We start from the raw sequence: 26435 nt of genomic DNA on the forward strand, positions 1-26435 counted from the left end.
TTATGTTGAAACTCTATACTTACTTTCGCTCATCTGCGGCCTACCGTGTGCGTATTGCTTTAAATCTTAAAGAGTTAGACCACGAGTTAGTCCCTGTAAACTTGCTTAAATCGGAGCAAAGCGGCAAGGCATATTTAAGTAAAAATGGTCAAGGGTTGCTACCGGCGCTTGAAACTGAGCATGGCGTTCTTGCACAATCTTTAGCAATATTGGAGTGGCTAGAAGAAACCCAAACAGGCCAAGCATTGCTACCACAAGATCCTTGGCAAAAAGCGCAGGTAAGAAATTTTTGCTACGCCATCGCCTGTGATATCCACCCTATCGATAACCTGCGTGTGCTTAAATATCTCTCAAGTGAGCTGGGCGCATCTGATGAGCAAAAAAATGAGTGGTATCGCCATTGGGTTATCGAAGGCTTTAAAAAGCTCGAGCCTATGATAGGTGACGGTCAATTTTGCTTTGGCACGGAGCCCACACTTGCGGATGTTTGTTTAGTACCACAAGTGTTTAATGCCCTGCGCTTTAAAGTAGATATGACTGCATTTCCTAAGATCAGTCGAGTGTACGAATATTGTAATACGCTTGATGCGTTTTCTGATGCAGCGCCTGAAAATCAATTAGACGCACAATAAGGCTAGTAAACGATAAGTCAACTAAAAAGAGTGACATGCTTAGCATATCACTCTTTCAATCAAACGAGCGTTTGTTATTTCAACGCGCTATAGACATGATCAAAATGGCCAATAAGGTCATGACCAAGATCAGTCAAATAACCCCCATCGGGGCTGTCAATGACCCCTTTTTCAAATAGCCGCATCGCGGCACCTTGTATACCTTCGGGCGCACTGCTATGAATTTTTATCCCCTGATGCAAACTATGTCTTGGAAATCTAGCTAGTAAGGTCAACTCATCCAACAATTTTTGGTCTAATGCCATTGTCATTTTTCCTTATTCTTCTATAGTCATTTTACACTCTAGTTCAAAAAACCAAATTTGATGAAGTTTTTAATTTGTTTAATCGCTGTTAATTTGATCTCACAGCCTGTTTTGGCTGCAATGCCCGCTGATTTGAGGTTATATGGAGAAATACCAAAGCAAGTTTGTTGGTATGAAGGAAAATCATATAGCGAAGGCGCACTATTGCTACAGTTTGACATGCTGTTTGTCTGTGCAACGAAAAAGTACAACGAAGACAATGGCAAACTTGTGTGGGTAAAGGCTGACGCGTCTGGGGCACCAATTAGACCTGAAATTTTGGATAAAATTAGGGTAAACTAGGCGTAATATCTAAAGTTATATAGAAGTAAAAGATGACAACCCAAGCAAATAATCCCCTTCACGGTATCAAGTTAGAAGAAATTATTGTAAAACTTGAACAGCAGCTAGGCTGGAAAGAAATGGCAGCCGCCGTGGATATCAACTGCTTCAAAGATAATCCAAGTGTTAAATCTAGTCTCAAGTTTTTGCGTCGCACACCTTGGGCAAGAACCAAAGTGGAGCAACTATATCTAGATACCTTCCACGGCTTTCAGTGGCCAGATATAAAAAAATAACCCGTTTCCTCTAAGTTTATTTAGCTGCATAAAGTGTGTTGTAAGTTTCCTGAAGCTTATCAAGAATATGCTTGGGAACATTTTTATTACAGGCTAGGTAAAGTGACGTATTAAACTGATCTAATGTATATACCGGCTCGAGTAATTGAGCCGTTTGCTCTTTTGCTCTTCGGAACTTAAACTGGGCATCACTTAATATCACCAAATCAACAAAGTCTTTGCGCGTCTTGAGTAGCTCAAAAACTTTGTCAAAAGAATTAATCAGGATCAGCTGCTGCCCTTCTTGAAAACCATGTTCCATTAAAAACTGATGGCTAAAATTGTCTCGGATCACCGCAGTTCGATAAACTTTCGCATCTTCTAAATTATTCAGCTGTATTTTGCTTTCACGTAGCGCATAAAAAGATGTGGTAAACGTATCAATAGGAAATACCCAATTAAACTCATTTTCGCGAATGGTATTTCTGGCTGTTGAAAACACACAGGTATCTTCTTTTCTTAATGCGGCATTATAGGCTGCTGGCCATGAAAGGATGTTGATGGTGTAATCAACGCCAGAGCCATCAAGCACCGCCCTAACTTTATCCGCTGAACGCCCAATTAGCTCCCCTTTTTCATTAAGGTACTGGAAGTCAGGAAAGTTCTCAGTGACAATATTTAGCGTATAGGCAAGCGCACTGAAACTCATCAGTAAAATACAAAGACCAAAAGAGTATGCACCCTTCATGAAACTCTCCCCATAGCTACTTGAATAATATAGCCTTAACTTAAAGGTTGAGCAATTTTTGAAGAGATAGAATGGCTTCTTGTGAAAGTGAGTTATGGATAGCTTATTGAAGTGAATGAGTGATAGGCAAAGATGCCCCCGCCTATCACTGAGCTGTTTAGTTACTTAGTTACTTAGTTACTTAGTTACTTTAGCTATTATTGATAGCATCAATTAAAAACGCACTTAGCTTAGCGCCTTCTTTAAGCGTGGTTTCTGAGCTCGTTTGTCCAACGAGAGAACTGTCAGTAAATGGGGCTATTTCCATCATGTCTGCCCCCGTGATTTTGAACTCACCGCGCAGAGCTTGTAGAATTAACATCGCTTCGTCTGGAGTCATACCACCCGCTTCTGGAGTACCCGTTGCAGAAGCAAACTCCTCATCAAGTGCATCAATATCAAAGCTGACATAAAGCTCTTCAACATCATCAGCCTTTAACTGTGCAATAACCTCATCTACAATCGCTTGTGCGCCACGCTCTCTGATCTCATGAGCCCAATGCTGCTTCACGCCAAATGTAGATTCCCAATGAGATTTAGGTTTACCACTAGAGCGGATCCCAAATTGTACTAAGTGATGGGGTGCAGGTAAAAACTCTAGGATATGCGTACACCAAGAGCCGAAGCATAAATCGATACCTAAGCGCTCAACAAGTAAATCCGTGTGAGCATCAAAATGGATAATCGCTGTTTTTACACCACGAGTACGCTTTGCTTTAAGATACGCTTTTGTTAACGGGTAGCTGATTGAGTGGTCACCACCAATACCAAACACGCCTTTATCTGGATAATTTTCGTAAAAGCCATCACACACATCTTCTGTAATAGATAATGGTGACACGTAATACTCACTCTCTGGGTCAGCATAAAGTGCCTTTTGACAATTACTGATCGTGCTCTCGTTTAAATATTTATCATGTAGTAAATGTGGAATAACGCGCACATCGCCAAGGTCAAACGCGCACGTTTGCGGCTGTTGCTCAATTAATGTCGAACGTAAAAATAATGGACCCCAGTTGGCGCCGCGTAAAATACCACCNCAATCTGAACTGATCCCAAGAATTGCCGCTTTATGTTCACTTTCGCCCAATTCTTCCAATAACGCTTTCCATAAAGTATCGACACCTTCTGTTTGTCCATATAGCTTTTGTCTTAGTGCGTCTTTTCTTTCTTTCGCTGTGTTTACTGTAAACACACCATCTCCAGGCGGGCATAAACAGTGCTCAAGTTTTTTATGGAATTGTTTTTTGCTCTCAGACATCGCTATCCCCTCTTATATGCATAATCATGCGACCCAGAAAAATCTTCCCTATTGCGCTTTATATATTGCGAAACACTCAAAATACGATTGGCTTAAAATGAGTAAAAACGACAAATTAAAAATAAAAATCCTTATAAATCAAAAGACTTACTTGATCTCTAACTTCGTTTTCGGAAGACATTGATTGTTCGTTAGGTCGTTGTTGCTGCACATATAACAGGTTCAAATAGGAAGTCAACCGCAGTATCAACAATACTCGTTGAGGCTGCGGTTGTTTATTCATAGAGGATGTTTAGTTATTCGTAGTGGCGTGGCACTTTTGTTTTAATGACAGCGATATAGCCATGCCAACTTGCGTACGCTAGTAGCGGCATAATAACGATAAAACCAGCCGTTCCAGTTGCAAACCCAAGCATCACCAAGAGCACTAAGATCCCACACCAAACCACCATAGCGCCGACATTTTCTTTCACAGCATGCATTGAGCTGATTACCGCAGTCATAATATCCACTCGGCGCTCCATCATTATTTGTGGCGTAAACGCTGAGATTGCAAATACACACACCAATAAAATGCCTCCGACTATCGAGCCGAGTGCTAAAAATGCTGAAAGCTGTTCAAACGTTGGATTCGGAACATTTGGATATAGCGCGTGTATAAGCGCCGCTAGACGCATCCAAACAATCATAATGACCATCAGTAACACCGCAAACCCCCACTCGCCAGCGGGATTACGAAACATTGATTTAAGACTATGCGTTAACGTTGGTTTATGGCCCTTTTCCAACTCCCACGCAACATCATACAAGCCAGCTGCGAAAGCCGGCCCAATAAGCGCAAAGGCGACAGCAGCAGGCAGAATTACCAAGTGAGTACCTGATTGGTACACTAACCACATGATAAAAGCAGGTATAAGGGTAAAAATAAGTCCATACACTAGGCTAAGTAATGGCGCATTCGCAATATCTTTAAATGCTAATGCGAGCCAGTGAAACGGTGCCAAGGCTGGGACTTTGTTGCACTCAAAGCAACGCGCAAATTCGTTGTCTTTATTTACAGAATGTGTAGCAGGCATAACCATTCCTCATTGTTGCTCTCATGTTAAGGTTTAGTGGAACATCGACAATCCCGCAAGCTACCAAGAGCTATAATACCAACTGCGTTAATTCTCTAACCAATTTAACGGGTAAAATATCACACAAGCTTCGTTAAAAATTTCTTATTTAGAACAAATAAATAGAAAAATTTTTGCCTTGCCTATATGGATTTAGGTACTTCATGTAGTGATTCATTAGCGGTAGCAGCATGCAAGAGCGGTACTACCAATGCTACTCCCCCACTTCAAAATAACGCATTTACTTAATACGATTGGTATAATTTAAACACGCCACACTTAAATAGGACATCTGTCCTGTACTTGATAGGCGTTAACTATAAACATTACGATTTAATTATAACTAAGGTTTACTATGGAAAAGGTATTTCACTTAGGTCTTACGAAAGCCGACCTACAAGGCGCTTCACTAGCAATTGTTCCGGGTGATCCCGAGCGCTCAAAACGCATTTCTGAATATCTCGACTCTCCAGTCTGCTTAGCACAAACTCGCGAATTTCATATTTACCTTGGCTTTTTAAATGAAAGTCCTGTGGTAATTTGCTCAACTGGTATAGGCGGCCCATCTACGTCAATCGCCGTTGAAGAATTAGCACAGCTTGGTATCACTACCTTTTTACGCATAGGTACGACTGGTGCCATTCAACCACATATCGATGAAGGTGATATTTTGGTGAGCACGGCATCAGTGCGTTTAGATGGCGCTAGCCAGCATTTTGCGCCTATCGAGTTTCCTGCTGTGTCTGATTTTCATACCACTTCAGCAATGGTACAAGCCTGTGAATCGTTGGGCATTACTCACCATGTTGGGATCACTGCGTCTAGCGATACTTTCTACCCAGGGCAAGAACGTTACGACACATACTCAGGCTACGTCAGAAAAGCGTATCAAGGTTCGTGTGCAGAATGGCAAAAGCTTAATGTGATGAACTATGAGATGGAATCTGCGACGTTATTTACCATGTGTGCAGCACTTGGATTGAAGGCAGCTTGTCTTGCAGGCGTATTGGTAAACAGAACACGCCAAGAAATTCCTAATGTCGACCATCAAGCTGTTGAAAAGAAAGCTGTCACTGCAGTTTTAAAAGCAGCTGAACTGTTACTTTCGAAGTAGTAGCAGTAAACGTAGAGATTGAGTGGTTACTCAATCTCTATATGTGTAAGCAAATGCTCGGCATTGTATGCCTTTAAAACCGCTAAGCTTACTTGCAACTGATTAGCACTGCCCTGCTTTTCTAGCAAAGTGATCTCTACGACATTTACCTCAGATAATACTTTACCCGACATAGCTAATTGACTTAGTGCACTTTGTAATGGCGATAAGCTTGGGTTATAAGCCGCATTTTCAGCATAACGCCCATAAAAGCACTCACCAGTGTCTAGTTTAATTTCCACCGCACTTTGGTTGTGTGTGTAGGGGCAATAAGCGCGCAGATAATGCCGATAAAGCGCCGCACTGATTGATGCAGACGATGTTTCATTCGCAGCAAGATGTTGCGCTTGAGAAAAGAGCTTTTCACTGTTGCCCAGATCGTCCGGACCAAACGAAGTCGGCAGCAAGTCACACAACGAGGTTTTGCCTGTCGGCAATAAAATTTCAAGCTCCTTTGCCGTGCTTAGCTCATTCATAAATTGACGACAAAATCCGCAAGGCGCGGCATTAATCGTCATTTTAGAGATTTCCGTTGCACCATTTAACCACGCATTGTTAATTGCCGCTTGCTCGGCATGAACAACCAAGGAAAGCGCCTGATGCGAGAATTCTAGATTCGCGCCTAAAAACACTTGTTGCGATTTATCATCCCAAGCAATGGCACCAACATAAAATTGTGAAATAGGAGGCGTAGCAAACTCAGCTGCAACTTCAAGTAATGCTGCCTCAAGCTCAGATCGAGATAAGTGAAAATGGTGTTGATACTGTGTTAGCTGGGAATAACTAAATATTCCACGATGGGTGATGGCGTATTGCGTTAACGCACTTTTTACTGATGGTTCTATCTTTGCCATATTGTTGTCATGTTTATCTATGGCAGGATAGTTTACGCAAGAGTTACAGCCGACTCAACCATTCTCTTGCAGATTTAAAACACTCAAAGTTTTCAGCGCTGATATTAAAACGCTTAATTTTTTGTAGAAAAAGATCATGCATATAACCTTCAAAACCAACGACGCGTGCAATATGCAAATTGCCAATATTATGCGCAACTTTTGGCATTATGTTCACAATATCAATCGCCGCGAAGCGGTGTTCAAGTTCACTCACATCTACTAATACTTTGCTACTATTATGCTTTTTTGCATATAGATTGGCTTTCTCGTATGCCGAGACCACATCGTTTGCATTCGCAATGCCTCTGATCTTCATCATAATCAGATCATTACACTCATCAAATGTGACGCTAGTAGATATTTTGTGCATGTATCGTAGACCTATCAACCGACAATTCTTGAATAAAACAAATAAAACAACTGGTAAAACCAGCCGCGCATTTTAAATCAATGAGAATTACTGTCAATAAATATACTAATAAAAAACCAACTAAAATAAAAAAACCAATCCATTGGGATTGGTTTTTTTGTTATTTTGCTGATAAATGTAAAATTTTACTAAAATAGATTATTCAAATTGTTGCACTAACCCGTATTGCGCATTCCTGCCGCTATCCCTGTCATCGTGATCATGAGTGCCAGTTCCAAATCGTGACTGGTTTCTTCCCGTACACGCTTTAACAACTCAATTTGTAACAAGTTAAGAGGGTCGGTATACGGGTTTCTCAGCCCGATTGATTCTTTGATCCAAGGTTGCTGAGACAACAGCGATGACTCTGGCGCAAGGCCGCGAATAAGCTCGATGGCTTGTTGCAGGTTGTCTCTTAACTCATCCCCAAGGCCTCTATATTCATCACTAACTAGACTTGCATCATACATCTCGCTGAGCCAAAGGTCGGCTTTACAAAATACCATTTCGAGCATTTCTAAACGGGTTCTAAAAAATGGCCACTTTGCGCTCATTTCTTGCAGCATGTCTTTACCAAACGTTTCTACGGCAGCTTCGAGACCTTCTTTCGCCCCCAGCCAAGCAGGTAACATCAAGCGGTTTTGACTCCATGCAAAAATCCAAGGAATAGCCCTCAAACTCTCTACTCCGCCGTTTGGATTACGTTTAGAAGGCCTCGAGCCTAGCGGTAATTTAGACAGCTCTTGTTCTGGCGTTGCCATTCTAAAGTAAGGCACAAACTCAGGGTTCTCTCGAACAATATTGCGATACTTTTTACAGGAAGCTTCACTAATCGCCTCCATTACCTCTACCCATTTCGGTTCGGGTCGAGGGGGCGGCAACAAATTACTTTGTAAAATCGCACTGGTATAAATAGACAGGCTTTGCATCGCGACTTTAGGTAAACCAAATTTAAAGCGGATCATTTCGCCTTGCTCGGTCACTCGCAAGCCACTTTTTAGCGAACCAGGAGGCTGAGATCTCAGCGCCTGTGCAGCAGGTGCCCCCCCACGACCAATCGTACCTCCGCGGCCATGGAAAAGCACTAGCTCGATACCCTTGGCATCAGCAAGGTTAACCAGCTTTTCCATTGCATCATACTGCGCCCATCCTGCCGCCATCATTCCTGCGTCTTTTGCAGAGTCGGAATAGCCGATCATGACATATTGCTTGGCACCAATCGTGCCTTTATACCAAGTGTTCTCAAATAACCCGCTGATCACTGATTGTGCGTTATTTAAATCATCCAGCGTTTCAAATAGCGGGGCTACCGGTAAGTTGAATTTACACCCGCTTTCTTGGAGTAATAAATGCACGGCAAGAATATCAGAGGCACTTTGCGCCATTGAGATAATGTAGATGCCAAGTGCGTTTTGGTCTTGATCCGCAATCGTTGCAAATGTCTCTAGCACCTCTTGAACATTGGAAGAAGGTTGCCAATGACGCGGCAGTAAAGGTCGTCTCGAGCTTAGCTCGGTTAATAAGAAAGCTTGCTTATCTGCTTCTTGCCACTGGGCGTAATCGCCAAGACCCAAATAACGTGTTAATTCAGAAAACACTTCGGTATGTCTAGCGGAATCTTGACGAATATCTAACTTACATAAAGACACGCCAAAACAGTCAATTCGTCTTAATACATCCAACAACAAACCATCGGCAATATTAGCCATGCGACAATCAACCAACGAGCGATAACACGCCTCAAGAGGCTCTCTTATCTGTGATACCTGTTTAATCTTGTCCTGATAATGAGAAGGTGCGCCTTTGATTTTATATTCCAATGCCGCAATGGTTTCTTCAACCTCAGCGCGTAGTTGCTTTAGTACATAACGATAAGGTTCATTACTGCCGTCCGCTCGCGCTATAAAGCTTTCGGATGCATTACTCATAGAGAGTTCTGCGCCCAAGGTTTCTAGATCGCGACGATATAAATCAAGTGCCATCCAGCGGCCGTGATCAAGCACAGATTGCGTCACATGAGAAGTAACAAACGGGTTTCCGTCTCTATCGCCACCCATCCAAGAAGTCAGCTGAATAGGACTAAAATTAGCTGGTAGTTGTAAGTTTAATCGCGTTTTCACTTGGGCATTAAAATACCGCACAAACTTGGGCACGGCTTCCCAAAGACTATTTTCAATAACCGCGAACCCCCACTTTGCTTCATCCAGTGGCGTAGGTCGCTTTTCTCTAATATCGCTTGTGTGCCACGCTTGTGAGATCAACTGCTCAATGCGGTCAATGACCTCATCGTAGACAGGGTCCTCATCTGAGGTCACCTCAAGCACTTTTAAACATTCACTCAGCTCAACGTGTTTATTGATGATGGTTCTGCGTGTTACTTCCGTAGGGTGTGCAGTTAGCACCAAATCTATTTTTAGTTTGCTTATTACATCTGCAACTTCGTTTAGTGTCAGTACACCAGCATCAACTTTGTTTTGCAATTCATCAAGCGCCCTATCGACTTCGATCATCACACCATCGGGAGAGCCTGATTTTGAAATGGTGTGGAATTGTTCTGCGACATTCGCAAGGTTCAAAAAATGATTAAATGAACGAGCAACGGGAAGTAGAGCTTCATCGCTTAGGCCACGTAAGGTGTCAATCAGCGCTTGCCTATCTGAATCATTACCGCTTCTAGAGGATTTTGCTAGGTGCCTAATTTCTTCAACTTTGTCTAACGTCTCTTGACCCTGCGCTTGTTGAATAATTTGCCCCAACATCTGCCCTAAAAGGCTCACATTACTACGTAGGCTTGCGTATTGCTCAGTCATACAATCTCCTTGATGAAAAGATACTCGAACTCCACTATACCGAGAATAAATTGATTTGCGAACGATCTATTTTCAAGACGTTAACGTAATAACATGACAAAGATAAGTATTATTCGAGTGAACGAATGATTGTATTTTACGATGGCAACTGTCCGCTGTGTATGAGTGAAATGAATGAACTTAGGCGTTTCGATCAACACAATAAAATTGATTTGGTGAACATTCATGATGATCGCTTCTCGACCGAGTTTCCTGAGATAGAGCATGGAGCGGCTATGGCTAAACTCCACGGTTATGATAACCAAGGCAAGCTCATTTTAGGACTAGATGTTACCGCAGCGGCTTGGGAGCAAGTTGGTAAACATCGCTGGATCAAATTATTGAGATTACCCATCATCCGAACAATTGCAGACGGCGTTTACCTGTTTTTTGCAAGGCACAGAATGAAAATTTCTAAACTTCTGGCCCCAAATCAATGCGGTATGCAAAATAATGGAGACTGTAATCGTGACTAACTTCGCCATCATAGTAATTGGTGCAAGTTCTGCGATCGCTGATGCCTTTATACAGGCACAAACCGAACAAAATCCCGACGCAAAAATGATCACGGTGTCTAGGCAAGCTAAAACGGCCTCACATACCAATAACCTGCATTTTCAGTGTGATTATTCAAAAGCACAAATTCAACAAGTTGCGAGCTGTATTCTCGAGCAGGAGTTAACGGTAAAAAGTGTCACCATTTTTAATGGCTTACTCCATGACGAGTTTGATAAATTCCCAGAGAAAAAGCTTGAGGACATTGATCTCGACTACAGCATGGCGCTGTTTAATATCAATACCATGATCCCCATGTTGTGGTTGCAAGCTTTACTGCCAGCCTTAAAAGGTAAGCAGTCATGCGTAGTTACGGCACTCTCTGCCCGGATTGGAAGCATCAGCGACAATCGGATGGGCGGCTGGTACAGCTACCGCAGTTCAAAGTCTGCGCTTAATATGATGTTTAAAACCGCAGCAGTCGAGCTTGCGCGTCGAGCTAAAAACATTAAGCTCATTTTGTTCCATCCAGGCACTACCGACACGCCACTTTCAAAACCTTTTCAAGCCAATGTCCCGGACGAAAAACTCTTTACGCCGGAATTTGTGGCACATCAACTCAGCGGGATCATCGCAAATAGCCACCCTGATGGTACGGCGAGTTATGTTGACTGGCAAAATAAATTAATTGAATGGTGAACACATCATGAAACACTTCTCAAGTGACGATATTAAAACCTTAGACGAGCGTTATCGCGCATTGATGATAAATTCGCTGTCGGGCTTCAAAAGCGCTAACTTAATTGGAACGGTTGATGAGACAGGTCAAGAAAACTTGTCTATCGTCAGCTCCGTTGTCCACCTCGGTGCCAGCCCGGCGCTCGTGGGTGTGATTTTTAGGCCACATAGCGTACCAAGGCACACGCTGGAGAATATCTTAGCGACTGAAAAATACACTATTAACCAGGTTAATATTCAAATTTATATGGCGGCTCATCAAACCTCTGCCAGATATGAAAAGAGTCAATCTGAATTTGAACAAACAGGATTAACTGCAGAGTATTTAAATGATTTCCCTGCTCCTTTCGTTAAAGAAAGTAGACTCAAATACGGACTTTCACTCAAAGATCACCAAACCATCAAGCTCAACGATACGGAACTGGTAATAGGCGAAATTGAGACGCTTCACGTTGAAGAAAGCGCGTTGCTCGAAGACGGCTATATTGATATCGAGGCACTCGATAGTATTACAATTTCTAGTTTAGATGGTTACCACAGTACCAAACGTATTAATCGTTTGGAGTATGCTAAACCAAACAAGCCAACCAGAATTAAGTTACTTGGCTAGGTTCCTCTACAATGATGCTAAGAGCTCAAGCAATTCTTCGAGCTCTTCTTTAAAGTGCTGCTTTTGTTTGTCGCTCATCGTGCCTTTGAGTTTCACTGCGAGATTTGCATACTCTTTTATTCGCCTTGCTTGAATATCTATGATGCGCTCAGGCAGCGCTGCGGGTGTAGTGACTATTGCTTGCTGCAACAGCTCAGGTGAAACTTGTTCAGTGCCGCTCAATAACATGGCTTGTTTAAACTGGCTAAAGCGCCTCTGTTCATGTGCACGCCAAACCTGACGCGCAAACTCGCCTTGTTCATAATATTCGTTAATAAGCTCCTTTTGTTTATCACTCAAACCACCAAGCCAACGCTCATAGCGGTTAAATTGGTTTCCTTCCTCCCAGTCATCGTCCAACATTTCTTTTTCTATGTTGGCTATCAGCATTGCTCGCTGTTCACGGTTAAGCGAATTTAAGTGTGATTCTAACTTGGGATATACGGCTTCAACGACGGAATACCAATAGTTTCTTGTGGTATACACCATATGCACCATGTCACTCTCTGTCATGGTTTGCCAGTGCTTCAACAGCGATTGGATATGAGATTTGTATTTTGGTAGCTCAGTCTGCCGATGCCACGCAACCAAAGACTCGACATCAGCCTCCAGCTTTTCCTCTTGCTCATCCGTCAGCTCAACATAATCGGAAATATAATAACTCGCTAACCATCCTAAGTTGTTATAGGCCAATCTTTGACTACACCCAGCCAAACACAGTAAACATAGCGCCAGTGCTATTAATTTCTTCATCCCATAGCCTCAATTTTTGTTTTTATTACCTTATATTAACGCAGTATCTGCCATTTTAGATTTGTATTTTGTAAATCTGTGTTTCTGGCATTAGAATAACTAACAACATAGTTAGCATAGCTACCTTAAGGAGGTCTATGATGTTAGGCAGGATTTCAAAAGCATGTATCGCCATTGCACTATTAAGCCAAGCACCTTTGGCAACAGCTGGATTGGAAGAAGGCATAGATGCACTCAATGCTGGCAGGTTCGAAGAAGCACTACAAGAATTCAATTATTTAGCTGAAATGAACTACGCCCCAGGCATTTATCAACTCGGTGCGATGTACGAAGGCGGTTATGGTGTCGTCAAAAATCCACGTAAAGCAGCAGAGTTATATCAACAAGCCGTTAAACTTGGTGAAGCCGATGCAATGTTTGCGCTCGCAGTCATGTATGACGAAGGGCGTGGTGTTAAAAAAGACCGTTCCAAATACGTTGAGTTAATGACCAGAGCGGCAAACAAAAACATGCCAGCCGCGCAATTTAACGTAGCCCTGATGTATGCAAACGGTGACGGTGTCCCACAAAGTTACCGTCATGCACTTAACTGGTATGAAAAAGCCGCCGCAAACAACTACACCTTAGCCATGTTTAATTTAGCACTCATGTATTTTCAAGGCTTAGGAGTCGAGAAAAATATTGAACGCTCGTACGTATGGAACACGTTAGCCGAATTTAATGGTTATGCTGAAGCCACAAAGAGCCGAGTGCTCGACGAGAAACAGCTGTCCCCTTCACAAATCGAGCAAGCAAAAGCACTCGCTAATAGTATTTACGAGCGGATTCAAGCCGGCAAATACGTGGCAGAAACACGCACTAAATAATCTAAGCTTAGATTAAGAAAAGTGTTGATTAACTAAGGCTTCACCCGAGGCCTTAGTTATAACAATCTTGTCGATAGTTAGCCAAAAATTTTGCTATTTGATTGTTCTCATTGAGAAATTTTTAAAGCAACTAGCGCCAGCTTTCTCCTAGGGTTAGCTAAAATTTGGCGTGAAAGTTCAGGTTTTATACCAGTTGTATTAAGTAAATGATCTATCTTGAAGCGGGGAAATAGCTTTAGTAGCAAGGCAAAAATTTTGCTATTTAGTTGTTCTAAATGAGAAATTTTTAACGAAGCTAATATACTATTTCACCCTTTAAATTGATTAGAGAATTAATTCAATTGGTATTAATCATTGCCTGTAAACATCTACCATTTTGATCTTCCATGACTCCTCCTTGAGGGATCCAGCCTTGTTTTATTAGTTCATTAACCTCCTTGATTAACCCTTTATAGGTCGCGGTTTTCACTAACGTATATTCCATTTTTTATTTCCTTCGATATTAAAAAAGCCTATCTTTTTATCATTGTTGAACCTGCTAACACTAAGGTAAACTAGCATTTCATTCATAATGGGTTGTGAAAATGAACCGCAAAAAGAAAATTTACGAAACCTTAAAGAAAAAAGACAAGCGTGCTAATGCTAAGCTCCATAAAAGCAACAAACCTCGTTATATTTCAAAAGCTGAGCGTGAGAAAATCGCAGCCCAACAGCAAGAAAGTGAGGAATTAGATAGCGAAAACAACGAGCATTAATAGCCCCCAGTTTTGTGTCAGCTCGGCCTACAATCCTTTTTAATAGTTTCTTAGCTAATGAACTGCATTGCTATAAACTAATCAATCATCTAGGGTTAAAGACCAGTTCTGATATATAGATAACTCGTTGTACAACTCTTTTACTATATAGAGTTTTTAACGAACTCCCATACAGAGTCAAGTTTTGCGCAACTCTTGGGACATTAAGCCGCAAACCGCGTTTCTAAACTAGCAGTTTATGTGTTGCCCTGAATGACTTTGTTTTGATTTTTTTATACCAACTCTCTTTAAAGGGAGCAATAATAGCTGGGTAAGCTGAACAATGTGATCAGGAGAAATATCTTCCACTAATAAGTTATCGTTTAGTCTTAAGCTATGTTCTGACGTTGCGGCAACGACATTAGAAGTTTTAGGTGTTACTAATGACCAAGGACTGGTGCCTTGCCCGACTATGGCGACGCATGGAGTGTTTACAGCTGCTGCGATGTGCATTGGACCAGAATCAATGCTTATAAGTAAATCAAACGAAGCAATATAGTCGACTAACTTTGTCAGTGAGGTTTTGCCCGTTAAATCTGTACAAGCAATATTAAGACTACTCGCATGTTCACATAGCTTTTGGTTATCAATTTGCTCTGACTTATCTCCTATAAATATAAAATTGGGATCAACCTTCTCCTGCAGTAACGCAATCACATGTTGTGCTTGCTTGAGTGGGTATTGACGACCGCCTTTGTTCTTTCCGCCAAAATACAAACCAATACTCGGTTTACCGTTATTTAAAATGGTATGCTCAATAGATTGATACGTCAATTTGGGAACATTAAATTGCTCGAAACAGGCACCATGAACCTCATTAACTAAGCGGCAGTACCGTAACAGGTAGTGGTGACTAACATTTAGCGTTAAGGCATGGCTGAGTAGTAGTTTCCGTCCATTTTGCGCATAGCCAACAATGGTTTTAATACCAGCGAGCTTACAGAGTAAAGCTTCTGTAAAAGACCCTCGAAACAGCATCACCATCGAAAATTTATATCCTTTCAACTTTTTTGCCAAGGCAAATACCGAGAGTCGAACTTTACTATAGCGTTCATCTGCAATCACTTTGATATTGTAAAATTCATCGCGTGCAAATAACTCAACCATATAAGGTCGAGCTAATAGATAAATTTCGTTATCAGAGTAGAGTTTTCTTAGCAGTTCAACTGCCGACAAGGTATTGATTGCATCGCCAACAAACTTTGGCAATACGATTAAAATTGGTCCAGAGATTCTGTCCTTTGAAATAGCTTTAACCATATTTATAGTATTGAAGTTACGTAAGTTGGCGGACAGTATAGCCCAATTACTAAACTCTTTGGGAGTGAAAGAATAAAAGATATCAAGTTATACAAGTGGCTACACGACACAAGCAGCTTTGAGATGATCTGAAGCTGTCACAATATTATTGATAACAACCTCGAGCCTGAGATTATTGGAGCCAAACTCAAAACCAACTGACGGAGCATGCCCCGTTCTGCTGATATTGTGTAGTCCCATAAAAATGACCACTGATATTTCAGGTTAAGTCTTATTTTAAAATACATTGAATACCAATATACAACAGCGTATTGCTCAACACATTAACACTACTTTTTCCTCAAAAAGAGCCACTCTAATGGCTTTGTAAGCAGCTTTGAATGGCTAAGCAGCATCTTGTTGCGCCATTTGGTGTTATTAGACTGGAGTATGGGCTTTTTATGGCTAAAGGTATAAAAGCCTTCTTCGCCATGATATTGACCCATGCCAGAGTGACCTAGGCCACCAAAGGGTAAAGACTCAACAGCCACCTGCACTATGGTTTCGTTGATAGCTAAAGTACCCGTTGCGAGCTCCTTTGACACTTTATTCATGGCAACTTGAGATTGTGTAAATAAATAGCTCGCAAGTGGTGTGGTGTCTTCTCTAATGCAGCTAATCGCATCATTTAAGTTGGATATTTTTAGAATGGGCAAAATCGTTCCGAATAACTCCTCTTGCATCACCCTCATGCTTTTGTTGACATGGGTAATGATATGCAGAGGTAGCTGACGATTTTCGCATGCTGGCTCAGCTTGCCATACATTTGCGCCTTTACTTTTAGCATCAATAATAATGTCGTTTAAGCGCTGAAATTGCCTGTCGTTAATAATTGAAGTTTGGTTTTTTACACCTACTTTTGTTTTATATGTTTTTTCGTAGTGCTGTTTCAGCTCAGCAATAAATGCGTCGTATTTTTCTTCGTGCACTAACACATAATCTGGTGCAACACAGATTTGACCTGAATTTGAGAGCTTACCCATTAACACGCTCATCGCAGCAGCGCTGATATCAGCGTCATCAAGCAAAATAGCCGGTGATTTCCCCCCTAACTCTAAGGTGACCGGCGTGAGATTTTTAGCCGCAGCCGCCATTACCTTTTTGCCAACTGCTGTAGAACCTGTAAATAGCAAGTGATCGAATGGCTGCTNAAGTCGAAGCAATATCAGGTCCACCTTCAACGACGCACACCTCATTGTCCAACCCTTTAAAAATGGCTCTTATCACCGCATTCACCTTAGGAGTGAACTCGCTCAACTTGAGCATGACTTTGTTTCCAGCAGCGAGGGCGGTAATAACGGGAACAATCGCTAGCTGAATTGGATAGTTCCACGGAGCTATCACGCCCACGACTCCTTTTGGCACAATTTCAATTTTCGCCTTAGATGGTAGCCACTGCGCACCGGGTGAACGATACTGCACTTTGCTCCATTTGCGTAGGTGCTTCGCGATATAATCAATCGAATTGATGCAAGGCATGATATCTGCAATCACAGTATCGAATCGACTCCGAGTACCAAAGTCCTGATCCGCCGCCTCAACTAATTGATCTTGCCGCTGCAACATACGTGTTTTTATTTCAGCTAAAAGACGCAAACGCTTCTCTGGCGCAGGGTAAGGATCTTGGTTAAAGCGACTTTTTAACTGAGTAAATGTGGCGATTAGGGTGCTGGTATTATCTTCAATCATTATCAGATCCTGCTAATATCTAATTCGAATATAGCAAGGAAAAAACAATGGGTCTATCTTCAAAAAACTAGGTCTTATACCAATTGTATTAAGTAAATGAACTATTTTGAAGCGGAAAAATAGCTTTAGTAGCTCCGCTCTCGCGTCCTGCTACCGCCAAGGTACCTATATCCATATAGGCAAGGCAAAAATTTTGCTATTTAGTTGTNTCTAAATGAGAAATTTTTAACNCGCTAATATGGTATTTTGCCCTTCAAATAGGTTGGAGAGTTAACACAATTGGTATGACTATAGAGGCAGGCTGCGTATGACCGAGTTGCCTTTCGATGGACACAGCCTGTGGAGAATGGCAACTTTAAAACCCTAGTATGCTCCTTGCCAAAGTCAAGGTAACAATTGTAATTAACCCTATCGCGACTATGTTCAAAACAAACCCTGCTCGGATCATGTCTTTAATTTTAATCTCACCCGAGCCAAATACGATGGCATTTGGTGGTGTTGCAACAGGCATCATAAAGGCGCAACTGGCCGCAATTGCTGCAGGAATAACCCAAGCTAAAGGAGAACCAGTGATTGATTCAGCCACCGGACCAAGTAAAGGTAAAAAGCCTGCTGCCGTTGCGGTATTGCTGGTAATTTCCGTTAAGAACGTAATAAGCGCTGTAACAACTAGCACACCAAGCACTAAGCCCATGGCATCCGCGCCCGCAAGTAAGTTAGCGATATAATCGGCAAGTCCTGAAGATTTAATTTGTGCCGCCAGTGACAAACCACCGCCAAATAATAGCAAGATCCCCCAAGGCACTTTAGCAGCGCTTTCCCAATCTAAAATACGTTCGTCACTTCCTGATTTGGCAGGAAGAACAAATAGTAACAGTGCAGCGGCAATTGCAATGCCAGTATCTGACAATTTAAGACCCGTAACATCACCAATTAGCGGTCTAAAGATCCAACATACTGCCGCTAAAATAAATACCGCAAAAACCCCTTTCTCCGCACGAGACATTTGACCAAGCGCATTTAATTGAGAGGTAAATAACAACTTAGTATCTACATTGATTTCTTCTTTATCGACCTTGTAAGTCACTTTGGTCAACCAAAACCAAGCACATGCCAGCATCACCAAAGACAAAGGTACACCAACCATCATCCAAGTGGCAAAACCAATCTCAATTTGATAACTGTCGGATAAGTAAGCAGCCATTAATGCATTTGGTGGCGTACCAATTAAGGTTGCAATCCCTCCAATACTAGCTCCATAAGCGATAGAAAGTAATAACGCTTTAGCAAAGCTTTGGCTGTCTCCCCCCTGCTCTTTTACCAAGTGAATAACCGAGAGTGCAATCGGTAACATCATGACCGCCGTACCTGTGTTATACTTAGACACACTTCGGAAAATTTACATTAAAATGAGTATAAACAATTGAAAAAATTATACATTTATAGTCGAGTATCTAGTGACGCACAATTGTCAGGAAAAGGACTTGATAGGCAGACAATAGACCCATCAATAATACAGCAAATTGAACAGCAACATGGATGTAAATTAGCAGGACTTATAAGTGATCAGGGTGTTAGTGCTTACAAAGGCGATAATATAAGCGATACTGGTGAATTAGGACAATTTATAAACAGTGTAAAAAATGGGCAATTGAAAAATTGTATTTTAGCAGTGGAGACAATAGACCGAATTACCAGACTACCTATTCACGATGCTAGAAAACTGTTTGCAACTATCCTAGAAAGTGGCATTGAATTAATTATTCTTAAAATGGGTTACGAGTTAATAACTTATGATAGCTCATCCGATATGGGTCTAGATTTACAGTTACAAATATTCCTACATCTTGCCTTTGCAGAATCTAAGCAAAAATCCACACGCATAAAAGCCAGTTATCAATCCAACATCAAGTCAAAATCCGTTAAATGTTCAAGGCATCTTCCTTTCTGGATTGAATGGGATAATGGCTATAAATTAATTGATTCAGAGGTTGAAAAGTTAAAAGAACTGTTCGAGTTAAAATTGAAAGGCTATTCTGTCCTTAGCATAGTGAAAAAGTTAAATGATTCTGGTGTAAGATTTAGGAATAGTCGCACAAAACTTGTTTCACAAACAAGGATCACTAACTTATTAAAATCACGTACCTGTATAGGCGATTTTGGGGTTTATAGTAAAGAGTCTGGCAAACGTGAATTGATAAGGTGGGAAAGTAACTTCTACCCTGCTGCGATAGATAATGAACTATTTAACAAGGTTCAAGCAACATTCAGTAATACTAAAGGAACTCGCCAGACAACTATTAAGAACCTGTTTCACTCCATAAGCTACTGTTCAGCATGTGGCGGCAGAATGGCTGTTTACCATGCTCATCGTGAACAATTTTACCTAAGATGCGTTAATGCTACACAGGGACGTTCCGAACACCATTGCAAGGCAGGTGCGATAAACTATCCCTCAATGATTCACGCCTGTTTGATTCATTATTTTTCATACTTAGATGTAGATAGTATTAAACCTACCACCAGCATAGAAAGAAATTCAAAAAATGAGATTGAACGTTTGCAAGATGAATTAATAGTGCTTGAGCGTAAGCGCGAACGGTTAAGAAAATTGTTCCTTATAGAGGATGATGTAACCACTATTGAGTCAGACCTGAAAAAGGTTATCGCCAAGATCCAGAATACTAAATCAAGAATAGATGAATTATCAATTGAGGATGATCCAATAGTTGATACGGTCAATGACATTAAACGAACCTTGGCTGACTATCACAACCCATCACAAGATGAGTTAATAAAATTGAATAGCATGATCCGTAAAATAGTGTCTAGAATCGAGTTTAAGAAAGGTTCAGATCATAAGACATGCAGGGCTACTATTCATTATCATAATGGATGTATAGTCAATCTGAGGCTGTATAATAAGAACAGTGATCCTGATGGTTACGCTACTTTTAAAACAGTATGGAATAGTGAAAAATAATTGAAAAAAGTTGATTTAATGGGTTGACTTCTATTTGAAAATATGATAAAATCCCTTTTGTAATCCAAACTTACTTAATAGCTAACAGATCTAATTTAGAAATAAATTTTAATTTGCAGGGGCGCGCCCCTCGCACTCCCCTTGGGGAGCGTATATTTAATTATAATTAATGATTATTAATAGGATCTGTTAACATAATAGTTAATATAATTAATAAATGAGTCATAATCTAAAAACCTACGGTTTTCTCGCCTTGCTCGTAAGTAACTGATCTTTAAATGAAATGATAGATAGATCTATTCATAGATGAGGAATGATTATTAAATATACTACAACAATCATTAATAGGATGTTAATATCTAGTTTCACTACGTTCAACCACTCGCCAATGATTAATTTTTATACAAAAAAGTCTGACTATGAAACCATGATAAGAAAACATAGACAGACTATTTTTGAAAGTTAATTATGCAAGATTAACTTAAGGAGAAAATAGAATAGTGGAAACTGGTAAGGTCAACATTAAGCTGACCATTGCGGCACTTTTGGGTTGTGTGCTATTGATAATAATACTCATTATTGAATACCATTATCAATAGCGTTGGTAAAGCTGAACTTACATTATATAAAAATTCGCTATAGTCCAGCAACCTTTAAACCTATCATCATGAACCGATGAACAATGTACACTAAACTTTACACATCCATTATGTTAGTATTCACTAACATTGCTCATCATGATTGAATATTTTTTAACCATTCGTGCAATGGTACACATAACATGTAAAACTTTTTCAGCACATTGTTTTACAATAAACCCATTTAAAGATCATTCACTTGAAAATTAAATGACAGGTGCAATATTCAATCAACTGTTTTTGATGATTAAGAACCGTTCTTGTTATTGCTTAGTGTAGCTCATCATTCAAACTTGATAATACATTTTTCAACACTGTGTATTATCGCGTCCTCGATGCGAATTTCACATCTACAGGAATGGAAGTAACGATCCTTTAGAAACCTTTTCAACAAATTGTGTGACTCTAAGCACTGTGAATATATAATTCAATCCGCTTAAAGAACCTTTTTCAAACTATGCACGAAGTATAACACCAATCATTTGATAGTGTCAACACTTTTTTGCATATTTTTTTAAATATTTTTGCTGGTGGTTCTCATGGAGATCTTAAAGTTAAGAGTCTACCCCACCAGCACGAATAATTTTCTCATGTTTAGAAAACATTGTCAACCCTAAAATCAACTTTTTTTGAATTATTTTCAACTTTTTTAAATCGTATAACCAGCCTGAATAATCTGTGTATTAATAGGCTCGGGATCGTCTTGATGGTTCAAGAAAAAATATTCATCAGGTTTCATACCTTTTGGAATATGAATTACAGGGTTATCAATTGTAATATTATCTACTGTGACAACCCTGTTAGAAACACTCACATCGAGGCTACGAACACTGTATAACAATGGATTAAAGCTTGTAAAAAGGCTGTCAGACGCTCTATCAATCATACATGCTCTATGGCCTATCATTCTAAGCAAAGTTTCTAGAATAGTCCTTGATGTGATTTTATCATCGAATTGCACAGTGGTTAAAAGTTCATTTTTAAAATGAATTACCCATTCATGAGCTTTACGACCATCATCAAAAATAGTCTTATCATCATCTAAAAAGCTGTTAGGGATGATAAATCTATCATCGCCATACTTTGATATTAATGATTCTAAAAACTTCAATCCCCTGTGGTCAACGCCTCTTGATACTTGATAAAGCTGAATCGGATTATTAAATATAATTTTCATAACTAGGCCATAAGCATGTGTGATTTATGAACACTTTCTGAATAACTGTCCTTTTTATATTCATGATTAAACACAGCGTTAGCTTTAGCTTGTTCTTCCAGTGCCGCCCACTTTTCTTTTAATGGTTCTAGAGCGTTACTTTTTAATGTGGCGTGAACCGTGACCTTATCTTCAGAAACTCTTGTCTGTAGTTTAGTAAAAGTCATTAAAAATGGATGTTGGTCTGCAAAAATTGCATCGTATTTTTCACTAGTTGATACATTATCAGCAGCAAATCCAATAAAATGAACTGTTAATTCCAGAAGCATCTTTAAAGTTAAAGAACCATCATTTAATTTTAAATTATGATTAAATGAATATACCTCACTATTAATCAACAGTTTCAGACTAACATTTTTAAAGTTTTTGTATGTTTCTGAATGAATAATCACGTCATCTAGATCATAAAATGCGTTCTTATCAACTAGATCATAATCTTTAAACTTCAGGTTGAGCAGCTCTAAACCTGTGTCACTGTCAAACATACCTTGACGAATTCTACAATTATTATTCGTCGCATATTTAAATACTGAATACACGCTAACGCATTTTACGTCATGTTCAGTTAAAGTCGTTTCACTCTTGGTCACTTTTTTAGCTTGTTGTTTCAATGTTGCAGCCATATTTTTAATCCTCTTTGTTTACAGTCAATTTTTTGATTAATTTAAGAAACGTTATTATTACCTATAAAATTGACTGTCAATTTATTATTAATTCATGAATCGCTCTTATTATCTGCCTAAACTGACAGTCTGTTTTTATAATAGTGCGCGACACTTGTTGATGATGTTTATTATTGACTGTCAACATCTAAAATAGTCTTAACCATTAAACACCACCAATTAATCATTCTTTATAATTATATTTATGATAGTGAAAACTGACTGTCAATTTTCATAAATAGTATTATAGAATAAAATAAAGGTTTTTTATTATGTTAAAGAATAAAGATAAAGTTAAGCTACGTGGTTTACAGGTTTTTATTGATGAATCAACGTTTGTAGCTATTAAAAATTTACAGAAACAACGAGTTGAAAGAGGTGAAAAACTAAAGGTCAATGCGTCTATTAATACAATTTTAAACGACTTCATTGATGAATGGTTCATTGACTATTATCAACAAGAAAAAGAAAGGTATTAAAATGGAACAAGAAATTAAAGATATTATTCAGGATGGTGCTGATGAGTTATTTAACGAGTTTAGTGATTTTAGTGATCAATTTAAACAACTATTCATTGATGCCACAACAGAATGTATTGAGGGTGAATATAATAAACTAAACAATACGTTCATTAATCAATTAAAAGAAGTTCATAGCGAGATTACCGCCTTAAAATCTGAAACTGAGGCTATTCGTGAATTATTAAACATAGTTAAAGGTGAATAATAATGAAAAACTTAAATAACGGATTAAATGAAAAATTTAAACAACGCACTATCGAAGTATTCAGACGAGTAGCACAAAAGTGTGTAGACCATAAAAAGAGAATTTTACAAAAAGATTTTGATTTATTAATTGATAGTTTTAAAAAAGACGGTGAATATTCTGAGGATAATCTTAAACAATTAAAGTATGAATATAATAGGATTATTAAACAGCGTATTGAAGAGAAACAAAAAAATAAGAAGAAAGATTATGATCACGATGCTGAAAAGGCTAAAGAATCTAAATCACTTCTACCAGAAAATAAAAAAATAGGTATTGAAGAAAATGAAAAATCAGGAGAAAAGATCTACAAATTCCGTTTATAGACAATTAATAGAAGAAGAACTTAAGATTATCAATGAGCGTATACCAAAGCTTGAACGCACAATAATCATGCTGCAAGACATTTTGAAACGATTCAACGAGAATAAAAGACAGTTCGAGAAAATCTTAAAAGTTAAGGTAAAGAATAATGAATAATAGTCCAAAAAATTATACGGAACAGTTATATAAACATTTGATGCACAAGGCAAAATTGCATGAAAATGAATACAACGACCACACCGAATTTATGAAAATGTTGAGTCAAAAGTTACAAAAAGTTCGCGATGATATTAAAAGCAAAGGTGAATAAATGATGAATAATGAAAAATATAAGCGCGGTCTTCTTTTATACTGCCAGAATAAATTAACATCTTTTTATACTCAAGACGATGATTACACAGATGAGGATATTAATAATTTAATCAAGTCCGTTATAGCTGGTGGTGATTTTAACTTTACTTTAGATAATGTATTAAAATGTTTTGATAATGATTATTCTAAAATTGATTATTATACATTGTCAGAAACTTTAGCAGATCTTATCTATAAAGAAACAAAACAATAATAAAAAACGGGGTTTAAATGAATAAAAATAATAAGAAAACTGTTAAATATGATGATAATAAACCCCTTACAAAAAAGCCTAAAAGAGATACTACCCCGAATAACATCCGTTCAAAATTAGCTACAGATCGCGATTTTATTGATTATTTTAACAGCACTGTTTATGAAGATGTTGATAATAAATCCAATATCCCTGAATATATTATTGAGAAGCATGGCTGTTGTATAATACCTAAAGATGTTAAATCGTATTTAAAATATCAACGAACCATTATTAAAACTCGTTTTAGAGTTAAGTATAATATTAAACAAAATTGGTTATCTAACCACAGAGTCGCGTATAAAATTCGCTATCCAAGTAAAGACCTTAAAGGATTAACTGTTGATCACTTTGCTTGTAGTAACCCATTATGCTCAAATCCTAACCATTTAAGGCTAGCTACGTATTCTGAAAACACCAAAGAAAGATTCGAAAGAGAGGAAAATCATTTAAAATTAATATTAAAAGAGCTTGAGGAAAAAGACGATTTCAATAAATGGCTAAAAATCATAAAAAAAGAGGCTGTAAATTTTGACTATTCTGGAGAGTATAATACACGCGAGGATAAAGATCCTTTAGAGGATTATATTAAATGAAAATAGATGAGAAAAGTAAAGAATTGTTTATTGATGATTTTAATATAGCTGTTGAAAGAAAAGATAAAAAAACATTAAAGCAAGCTATAATGAATCATTTTATTGATAAGTTTGGTAGAAAAAGAATCGCATATAAAGATTTAATCAAAATTATTGAATTATTTTCTGAATTAACAGGCACTTTTGTTGATTATGACGAATATAGTCAACTATGGTCTATTATAAAAAATAAATCAGAAAGCATTAAGATGAAAAGGTAAAGAAAAATGAAAGAATTAATTTATAACGCATTAATTAATAGTTCAGACAAGGCAATCACTGTAAATTCAATTTTTCAACATTATGGATTTAACGATTATAACTACAAGTGCCTTGATTTTGAGGTCAATAATTCAACTTCCGCGCATGATTTAACAAAGAATATTTTAAAGTTGATTCACCCTCAGCCAAGAGTTGATAATACTCATTTAATAGGTTGATAAGGCAGCATAAAAAACGGTTAGCTATCGTCACAGCTAACCGTTCACAAAACGATGATAAACTTTTCGAGTAAAGATTTATCCATATTATTTAGCACAAAAAAATAGCCCAACGAGGGAAAATTCGTTGAGCTATTTTGATGTAAAATGAGGACTTTTTTTTTAATTTATACCTTAATATCTATCATCCCTGCACCATCCCACTATTCCACAGAAAGATTTATGCACTATTCGTTTATTATCCATTCATTATTGCATAATCTATTCAACATTCGCAAAAGCTGTTTAATTTTTGAACAGTACTTTTTTTCATAAAATTTGCAACTAAAAAATCAAAAATGGCTGTTTTTGAGTGAAAATTGATTGAATATTGCCGATATTTTGTAAGTGAATTGAATATAACCCACTTTAAACGCATTCTAAGGCACTTTTAGGTAAAATTAATGACAATGTATTGATTATGAAACAGCGTTCAATACAGCGCTTTACAGAGAGTCAAAAAATTGAAAATCCAATTTTCATAAATAGTAGGGTAAAACAGTGAAAAATGACCACTTTTTAGTATGAAAATTAACCAATGCTAAGGGATAAATTATGTTATTTTCACTTTTTTATGCATAAATAATTAAGTATAGCACAGAAAAGTGCTTTTTTTTAAATTAACGTAGACCGCTTAAGGGTCAAAAAAGGTAAATATAAATGAATAAACAATACACACACATTTTTAAAGATTTAAGTATGCTTATGGAACTAAAACAAAAATGGGAGTCTGGTAGATACGGTGTGACCGAGTTATCAAGACATTATGGCGTGAGTCATTCCACTATTAGAAGAAACTTAAATAAACTTGAAACATTAAAATAAAAATTCGGATAGTAAAGA

General features: G+C 38.6%; 31 protein-coding genes and 2 pseudogenes. 19 read left to right on the top strand and 14 right to left on the bottom strand.

Features of this window, described 5'->3' with window-relative positions:
- Nucleotides 1–5: 5 nt before the first annotated feature.
- The gene (gene maiA / locus CKO50_RS20210) at nt 6–632 is read left to right on the top strand and encodes a maleylacetoacetate isomerase (RefSeq protein WP_176474720.1); all 627 of its coding nucleotides are present in this window, start codon (nt 6–8) and stop codon (nt 630–632) included.
- Nucleotides 633–706: 74 nt separating this feature from the next.
- Here maiA and CKO50_RS20215 read toward each other — a convergent pair whose 3' ends face one another.
- Complete coding sequence (locus CKO50_RS20215; RefSeq protein WP_010373121.1) at nt 707–937, bottom strand: TIGR02647 family protein; 231 nt, start codon at nt 935–937, stop codon at nt 707–709.
- 60 nt (nt 938–997) lie between these two features.
- Here CKO50_RS20215 and CKO50_RS20220 point away from each other — a divergent pair, with 60 nt between their 5' ends.
- Together CKO50_RS20220 and CKO50_RS20225 are read left to right on the top strand one after the other, a co-directional pair.
- The gene (locus tag CKO50_RS20220) at nt 998–1279 is read left to right on the top strand and encodes a DUF1496 domain-containing protein (protein ID WP_095729621.1); all 282 of its coding nucleotides are present in this window, start codon (nt 998–1000) and stop codon (nt 1277–1279) included.
- A gap of 32 nt (nt 1280–1311) precedes the next feature.
- A complete protein-coding gene (locus tag CKO50_RS20225; protein WP_017216709.1) occupies nt 1312–1554 on the top strand; it encodes a VF530 family DNA-binding protein in 243 nt (80 codons plus the stop codon).
- Nucleotides 1555–1570: 16 nt separating this feature from the next.
- Here CKO50_RS20225 and CKO50_RS20230 read toward each other — a convergent pair whose 3' ends face one another.
- The 3 genes from CKO50_RS20230 to CKO50_RS20240 all read right to left on the bottom strand — a co-directional run bounded on the left by CKO50_RS20230 (nt 1571) and on the right by CKO50_RS20240 (nt 4657).
- Nucleotides 1571–2281 carry a transporter substrate-binding domain-containing protein gene (locus tag CKO50_RS20230; RefSeq protein ID WP_095729622.1) on the bottom strand — a complete coding sequence of 237 codons (711 nt, stop codon included), beginning with the start codon at nt 2279–2281 and terminating at the stop codon, nt 1571–1573.
- 190 nt (nt 2282–2471) lie between these two features.
- Nucleotides 2472–3581: an arginase family protein gene (locus tag CKO50_RS20235; RefSeq protein WP_095729623.1), complete on the bottom strand. Its 1110-nt coding sequence runs from the start codon at nt 3579–3581 to the stop codon at nt 2472–2474.
- Nucleotides 3582–3877: 296 nt separating this feature from the next.
- Nucleotides 3878–4657 carry a DUF2189 domain-containing protein gene (locus tag CKO50_RS20240; RefSeq protein WP_095729624.1) on the bottom strand — a complete coding sequence of 260 codons (780 nt, stop codon included), beginning with the start codon at nt 4655–4657 and terminating at the stop codon, nt 3878–3880.
- A gap of 394 nt (nt 4658–5051) precedes the next feature.
- Between CKO50_RS20240 and udp the strand changes: the two genes are divergently transcribed.
- Complete coding sequence (gene udp / locus CKO50_RS20245) at nt 5052–5810, top strand: uridine phosphorylase (RefSeq protein ID WP_010605330.1); 759 nt, start codon at nt 5052–5054, stop codon at nt 5808–5810.
- 26 nt (nt 5811–5836) lie between these two features.
- Here udp and cdd read toward each other — a convergent pair whose 3' ends face one another.
- From cdd to ppc, 3 genes are all read right to left on the bottom strand, one after another.
- Nucleotides 5837–6703, bottom strand: coding sequence for a cytidine deaminase (gene cdd, locus CKO50_RS20250; protein WP_095729625.1), 867 nt, complete (start codon nt 6701–6703; stop codon nt 5837–5839).
- Between the two features lie 43 nt (nt 6704–6746).
- Nucleotides 6747–7064 carry a hypothetical protein gene (locus CKO50_RS20255; RefSeq protein ID WP_223192100.1) on the bottom strand — a complete coding sequence of 106 codons (318 nt, stop codon included), beginning with the start codon at nt 7062–7064 and terminating at the stop codon, nt 6747–6749.
- Nucleotides 7065–7330: 266 nt separating this feature from the next.
- Nucleotides 7331–9964 (bottom strand): phosphoenolpyruvate carboxylase, encoded by a 2634-nt coding sequence (gene ppc / locus CKO50_RS20260; protein ID WP_095729626.1) that lies wholly within the window; start codon nt 9962–9964, stop codon nt 7331–7333.
- Nucleotides 9965–10089: 125 nt separating this feature from the next.
- Between ppc and CKO50_RS20265 the strand changes: the two genes are divergently transcribed.
- The 3 genes from CKO50_RS20265 to CKO50_RS20275 are packed head-to-tail and all read left to right on the top strand — an operon-like array spanning nt 10090 to nt 11846.
- Nucleotides 10090–10479 (top strand): thiol-disulfide oxidoreductase DCC family protein, encoded by a 390-nt coding sequence (locus tag CKO50_RS20265; protein ID WP_095729627.1) that lies wholly within the window; start codon nt 10090–10092, stop codon nt 10477–10479.
- On the top strand, nt 10472–11197 hold the full coding sequence (locus CKO50_RS20270; RefSeq protein ID WP_095729628.1) for an SDR family NAD(P)-dependent oxidoreductase: 726 nt from the start codon (nt 10472–10474) through the stop codon (nt 11195–11197). The genes CKO50_RS20265 and CKO50_RS20270 overlap by 8 nt, the downstream gene beginning before the upstream one ends.
- Before the next feature lie 7 nt (nt 11198–11204).
- Nucleotides 11205–11846 (top strand): flavin reductase family protein, encoded by a 642-nt coding sequence (locus CKO50_RS20275; RefSeq protein WP_095729629.1) that lies wholly within the window; start codon nt 11205–11207, stop codon nt 11844–11846.
- Between the two features lie 6 nt (nt 11847–11852).
- Here the strand turns inward: CKO50_RS20275 and CKO50_RS20280 are convergent, their stop codons facing one another.
- Nucleotides 11853–12638 carry a DUF6279 family lipoprotein gene (locus tag CKO50_RS20280; RefSeq protein WP_095729630.1) on the bottom strand — a complete coding sequence of 262 codons (786 nt, stop codon included), beginning with the start codon at nt 12636–12638 and terminating at the stop codon, nt 11853–11855.
- 140 nt (nt 12639–12778) lie between these two features.
- Here CKO50_RS20280 and CKO50_RS20285 point away from each other — a divergent pair, with 140 nt between their 5' ends.
- On the top strand, nt 12779–13504 hold the full coding sequence (locus CKO50_RS20285) for a tetratricopeptide repeat protein (protein ID WP_095729631.1): 726 nt from the start codon (nt 12779–12781) through the stop codon (nt 13502–13504).
- Nucleotides 13505–13841: 337 nt separating this feature from the next.
- On the opposite strand, the gene CKO50_RS20295 is transcribed toward CKO50_RS20285, so the two are convergent.
- The gene (locus tag CKO50_RS20295) at nt 13842–13988 is read right to left on the bottom strand and encodes a DUF1737 domain-containing protein (protein WP_095729633.1); all 147 of its coding nucleotides are present in this window, start codon (nt 13986–13988) and stop codon (nt 13842–13844) included.
- 100 nt (nt 13989–14088) lie between these two features.
- On the opposite strand from CKO50_RS20295, the gene CKO50_RS20300 reads away from it, so the two are divergent.
- Nucleotides 14089–14259 carry a DUF2986 domain-containing protein gene (locus tag CKO50_RS20300; RefSeq protein WP_010605321.1) on the top strand — a complete coding sequence of 57 codons (171 nt, stop codon included), beginning with the start codon at nt 14089–14091 and terminating at the stop codon, nt 14257–14259.
- 228 nt (nt 14260–14487) lie between these two features.
- Here CKO50_RS20300 and CKO50_RS20305 read toward each other — a convergent pair whose 3' ends face one another.
- From CKO50_RS20305 to CKO50_RS20315, 3 genes and pseudogenes are all read right to left on the bottom strand, one after another.
- A complete protein-coding gene (locus CKO50_RS20305; RefSeq protein WP_095729634.1) occupies nt 14488–15558 on the bottom strand; it encodes a glycosyltransferase family 9 protein in 1071 nt (356 codons plus the stop codon).
- 329 nt (nt 15559–15887) lie between these two features.
- A pseudogene (locus CKO50_RS25035) lies at nt 15888–17286 on the bottom strand (aldehyde dehydrogenase family protein).
- A 355-nt stretch (nt 17287–17641) separates the two neighbouring features.
- Nucleotides 17642–18712, bottom strand: a pseudogene (locus CKO50_RS20315) (DASS family sodium-coupled anion symporter); the annotation flags it as partial.
- On the opposite strand from CKO50_RS20315, the gene CKO50_RS20320 reads away from it, so the two are divergent.
- A complete protein-coding gene (locus CKO50_RS20320) occupies nt 18710–20269 on the top strand; it encodes a recombinase family protein (RefSeq protein WP_095729635.1) in 1560 nt (519 codons plus the stop codon). The pseudogene CKO50_RS20315 and the gene CKO50_RS20320 overlap by 3 nt on opposite strands.
- Nucleotides 20270–21556: 1287 nt before the next feature.
- Here the strand turns inward: CKO50_RS20320 and CKO50_RS20325 are convergent.
- Together CKO50_RS20325 and CKO50_RS20330 are read right to left on the bottom strand one after the other, a co-directional pair.
- On the bottom strand, nt 21557–22084 hold the full coding sequence (locus CKO50_RS20325) for a hypothetical protein (RefSeq protein WP_095729636.1): 528 nt from the start codon (nt 22082–22084) through the stop codon (nt 21557–21559).
- A gap of 2 nt (nt 22085–22086) precedes the next feature.
- Nucleotides 22087–22746 (bottom strand): hypothetical protein, encoded by a 660-nt coding sequence (locus CKO50_RS20330; RefSeq protein ID WP_095729637.1) that lies wholly within the window; start codon nt 22744–22746, stop codon nt 22087–22089.
- Nucleotides 22747–23057: 311 nt separating this feature from the next.
- On the opposite strand from CKO50_RS20330, the gene CKO50_RS20335 reads away from it, so the two are divergent.
- The 9 genes from CKO50_RS20335 to CKO50_RS20375 all read left to right on the top strand — a co-directional run bounded on the left by CKO50_RS20335 (nt 23058) and on the right by CKO50_RS20375 (nt 26417).
- On the top strand, nt 23058–23264 hold the full coding sequence (locus tag CKO50_RS20335) for a hypothetical protein (RefSeq protein WP_095729638.1): 207 nt from the start codon (nt 23058–23060) through the stop codon (nt 23262–23264).
- A gap of 1 nt (nt 23265) precedes the next feature.
- Nucleotides 23266–23511 carry a hypothetical protein gene (locus tag CKO50_RS20340; protein ID WP_095729639.1) on the top strand — a complete coding sequence of 82 codons (246 nt, stop codon included), beginning with the start codon at nt 23266–23268 and terminating at the stop codon, nt 23509–23511.
- A gap of 2 nt (nt 23512–23513) precedes the next feature.
- The gene (locus CKO50_RS20345; RefSeq protein WP_095729640.1) at nt 23514–23876 is read left to right on the top strand and encodes a hypothetical protein; all 363 of its coding nucleotides are present in this window, start codon (nt 23514–23516) and stop codon (nt 23874–23876) included.
- Nucleotides 23877–24022: 146 nt separating this feature from the next.
- Nucleotides 24023–24184 (top strand): hypothetical protein, encoded by a 162-nt coding sequence (locus CKO50_RS24120; protein WP_176474719.1) that lies wholly within the window; start codon nt 24023–24025, stop codon nt 24182–24184.
- On the top strand, nt 24185–24439 hold the full coding sequence (locus CKO50_RS20355; RefSeq protein ID WP_095729642.1) for a hypothetical protein: 255 nt from the start codon (nt 24185–24187) through the stop codon (nt 24437–24439).
- A gap of 17 nt (nt 24440–24456) precedes the next feature.
- Nucleotides 24457–25074 (top strand): HNH endonuclease, encoded by a 618-nt coding sequence (locus tag CKO50_RS20360; protein WP_095729643.1) that lies wholly within the window; start codon nt 24457–24459, stop codon nt 25072–25074.
- Entirely contained in the window at nt 25071–25334 is a 264-nt protein-coding gene (locus tag CKO50_RS20365) for a hypothetical protein (protein ID WP_095729644.1), read from the top strand. Before CKO50_RS20360 ends, CKO50_RS20365 begins: the two co-directional genes overlap by 4 nt.
- A 6-nt stretch (nt 25335–25340) precedes the next feature.
- Nucleotides 25341–25553, top strand: coding sequence for a hypothetical protein (locus tag CKO50_RS20370; protein WP_095729645.1), 213 nt, complete (start codon nt 25341–25343; stop codon nt 25551–25553).
- Nucleotides 25554–26252: 699 nt separating this feature from the next.
- Nucleotides 26253–26417, top strand: a complete 165-nt coding sequence (locus CKO50_RS20375; protein ID WP_095729646.1) for a DeoR family transcriptional regulator — start codon at nt 26253–26255, stop codon at nt 26415–26417.
- Nucleotides 26418–26435: the final 18 nt, after the last annotated feature.

Origin of the sequence: Pseudoalteromonas sp. HM-SA03 (assembly GCF_002289345.1) — a bacterium.
Classification (GTDB): Bacteria; Pseudomonadota; Gammaproteobacteria; order Enterobacterales; family Alteromonadaceae; genus Pseudoalteromonas.

Excerpts from the sequence above, each read along its gene's own strand:
- CKO50_RS20255 (WP_223192100.1), bottom strand. The coding sequence starts at position 7,064 with ATGATGAAGATCAGAGGCATTGCGAATGCAAACGATGTGGTCTCGGCA.
- CKO50_RS20275 (WP_095729629.1), top strand. The coding sequence starts at position 11,205 with ATGAAACACTTCTCAAGTGACGATATTAAAACCTTAGACGAGCGTTAT.
- cdd (WP_095729625.1), bottom strand. The coding sequence starts at position 6,703 with ATGGCAAAGATAGAACCATCAGTAAAAAGTGCGTTAACGCAATACGCC.
- CKO50_RS20240 (WP_095729624.1), bottom strand. The coding sequence starts at position 4,657 with ATGCCTGCTACACATTCTGTAAATAAAGACAACGAATTTGCGCGTTGC.
- CKO50_RS20285 (WP_095729631.1), top strand. The coding sequence starts at position 12,779 with ATGTTAGGCAGGATTTCAAAAGCATGTATCGCCATTGCACTATTAAGC.
- CKO50_RS20330 (WP_095729637.1), bottom strand. The coding sequence starts at position 22,746 with ATGGCTGCAACATTGAAACAACAAGCTAAAAAAGTGACCAAGAGTGAA.
- CKO50_RS20370 (WP_095729645.1), top strand. The coding sequence starts at position 25,341 with ATGAAAGAATTAATTTATAACGCATTAATTAATAGTTCAGACAAGGCA.
- CKO50_RS20265 (WP_095729627.1), top strand. The coding sequence starts at position 10,090 with ATGATTGTATTTTACGATGGCAACTGTCCGCTGTGTATGAGTGAAATG.
- CKO50_RS20325 (WP_095729636.1), bottom strand. The coding sequence starts at position 22,084 with ATGAAAATTATATTTAATAATCCGATTCAGCTTTATCAAGTATCAAGA.
- CKO50_RS20220 (WP_095729621.1), top strand. The coding sequence starts at position 998 with ATGAAGTTTTTAATTTGTTTAATCGCTGTTAATTTGATCTCACAGCCT.
- CKO50_RS20225 (WP_017216709.1), top strand. The coding sequence starts at position 1,312 with ATGACAACCCAAGCAAATAATCCCCTTCACGGTATCAAGTTAGAAGAA.
- CKO50_RS20340 (WP_095729639.1), top strand. The coding sequence starts at position 23,266 with ATGGAACAAGAAATTAAAGATATTATTCAGGATGGTGCTGATGAGTTA.
- CKO50_RS20295 (WP_095729633.1), bottom strand. The coding sequence starts at position 13,988 with ATGGAATATACGTTAGTGAAAACCGCGACCTATAAAGGGTTAATCAAG.
- CKO50_RS20345 (WP_095729640.1), top strand. The coding sequence starts at position 23,514 with ATGAAAAACTTAAATAACGGATTAAATGAAAAATTTAAACAACGCACT.
- CKO50_RS20305 (WP_095729634.1), bottom strand. The coding sequence starts at position 15,558 with ATGGTTAAAGCTATTTCAAAGGACAGAATCTCTGGACCAATTTTAATC.
- CKO50_RS20280 (WP_095729630.1), bottom strand. The coding sequence starts at position 12,638 with ATGAAGAAATTAATAGCACTGGCGCTATGTTTACTGTGTTTGGCTGGG.
- CKO50_RS20365 (WP_095729644.1), top strand. The coding sequence starts at position 25,071 with ATGAAAATAGATGAGAAAAGTAAAGAATTGTTTATTGATGATTTTAAT.
- CKO50_RS20355 (WP_095729642.1), top strand. The coding sequence starts at position 24,185 with ATGATGAATAATGAAAAATATAAGCGCGGTCTTCTTTTATACTGCCAG.
- CKO50_RS20230 (WP_095729622.1), bottom strand. The coding sequence starts at position 2,281 with ATGAAGGGTGCATACTCTTTTGGTCTTTGTATTTTACTGATGAGTTTC.
- CKO50_RS20375 (WP_095729646.1), top strand. The coding sequence starts at position 26,253 with ATGAATAAACAATACACACACATTTTTAAAGATTTAAGTATGCTTATG.
- CKO50_RS24120 (WP_176474719.1), top strand. The coding sequence starts at position 24,023 with ATGAATAATAGTCCAAAAAATTATACGGAACAGTTATATAAACATTTG.
- CKO50_RS20360 (WP_095729643.1), top strand. The coding sequence starts at position 24,457 with ATGAATAAAAATAATAAGAAAACTGTTAAATATGATGATAATAAACCC.
- udp (WP_010605330.1), top strand. The coding sequence starts at position 5,052 with ATGGAAAAGGTATTTCACTTAGGTCTTACGAAAGCCGACCTACAAGGC.
- ppc (WP_095729626.1), bottom strand. The coding sequence starts at position 9,964 with ATGACTGAGCAATACGCAAGCCTACGTAGTAATGTGAGCCTTTTAGGG.
- CKO50_RS20215 (WP_010373121.1), bottom strand. The coding sequence starts at position 937 with ATGGCATTAGACCAAAAATTGTTGGATGAGTTGACCTTACTAGCTAGA.
- CKO50_RS20300 (WP_010605321.1), top strand. The coding sequence starts at position 14,089 with ATGAACCGCAAAAAGAAAATTTACGAAACCTTAAAGAAAAAAGACAAG.
- CKO50_RS20335 (WP_095729638.1), top strand. The coding sequence starts at position 23,058 with ATGTTAAAGAATAAAGATAAAGTTAAGCTACGTGGTTTACAGGTTTTT.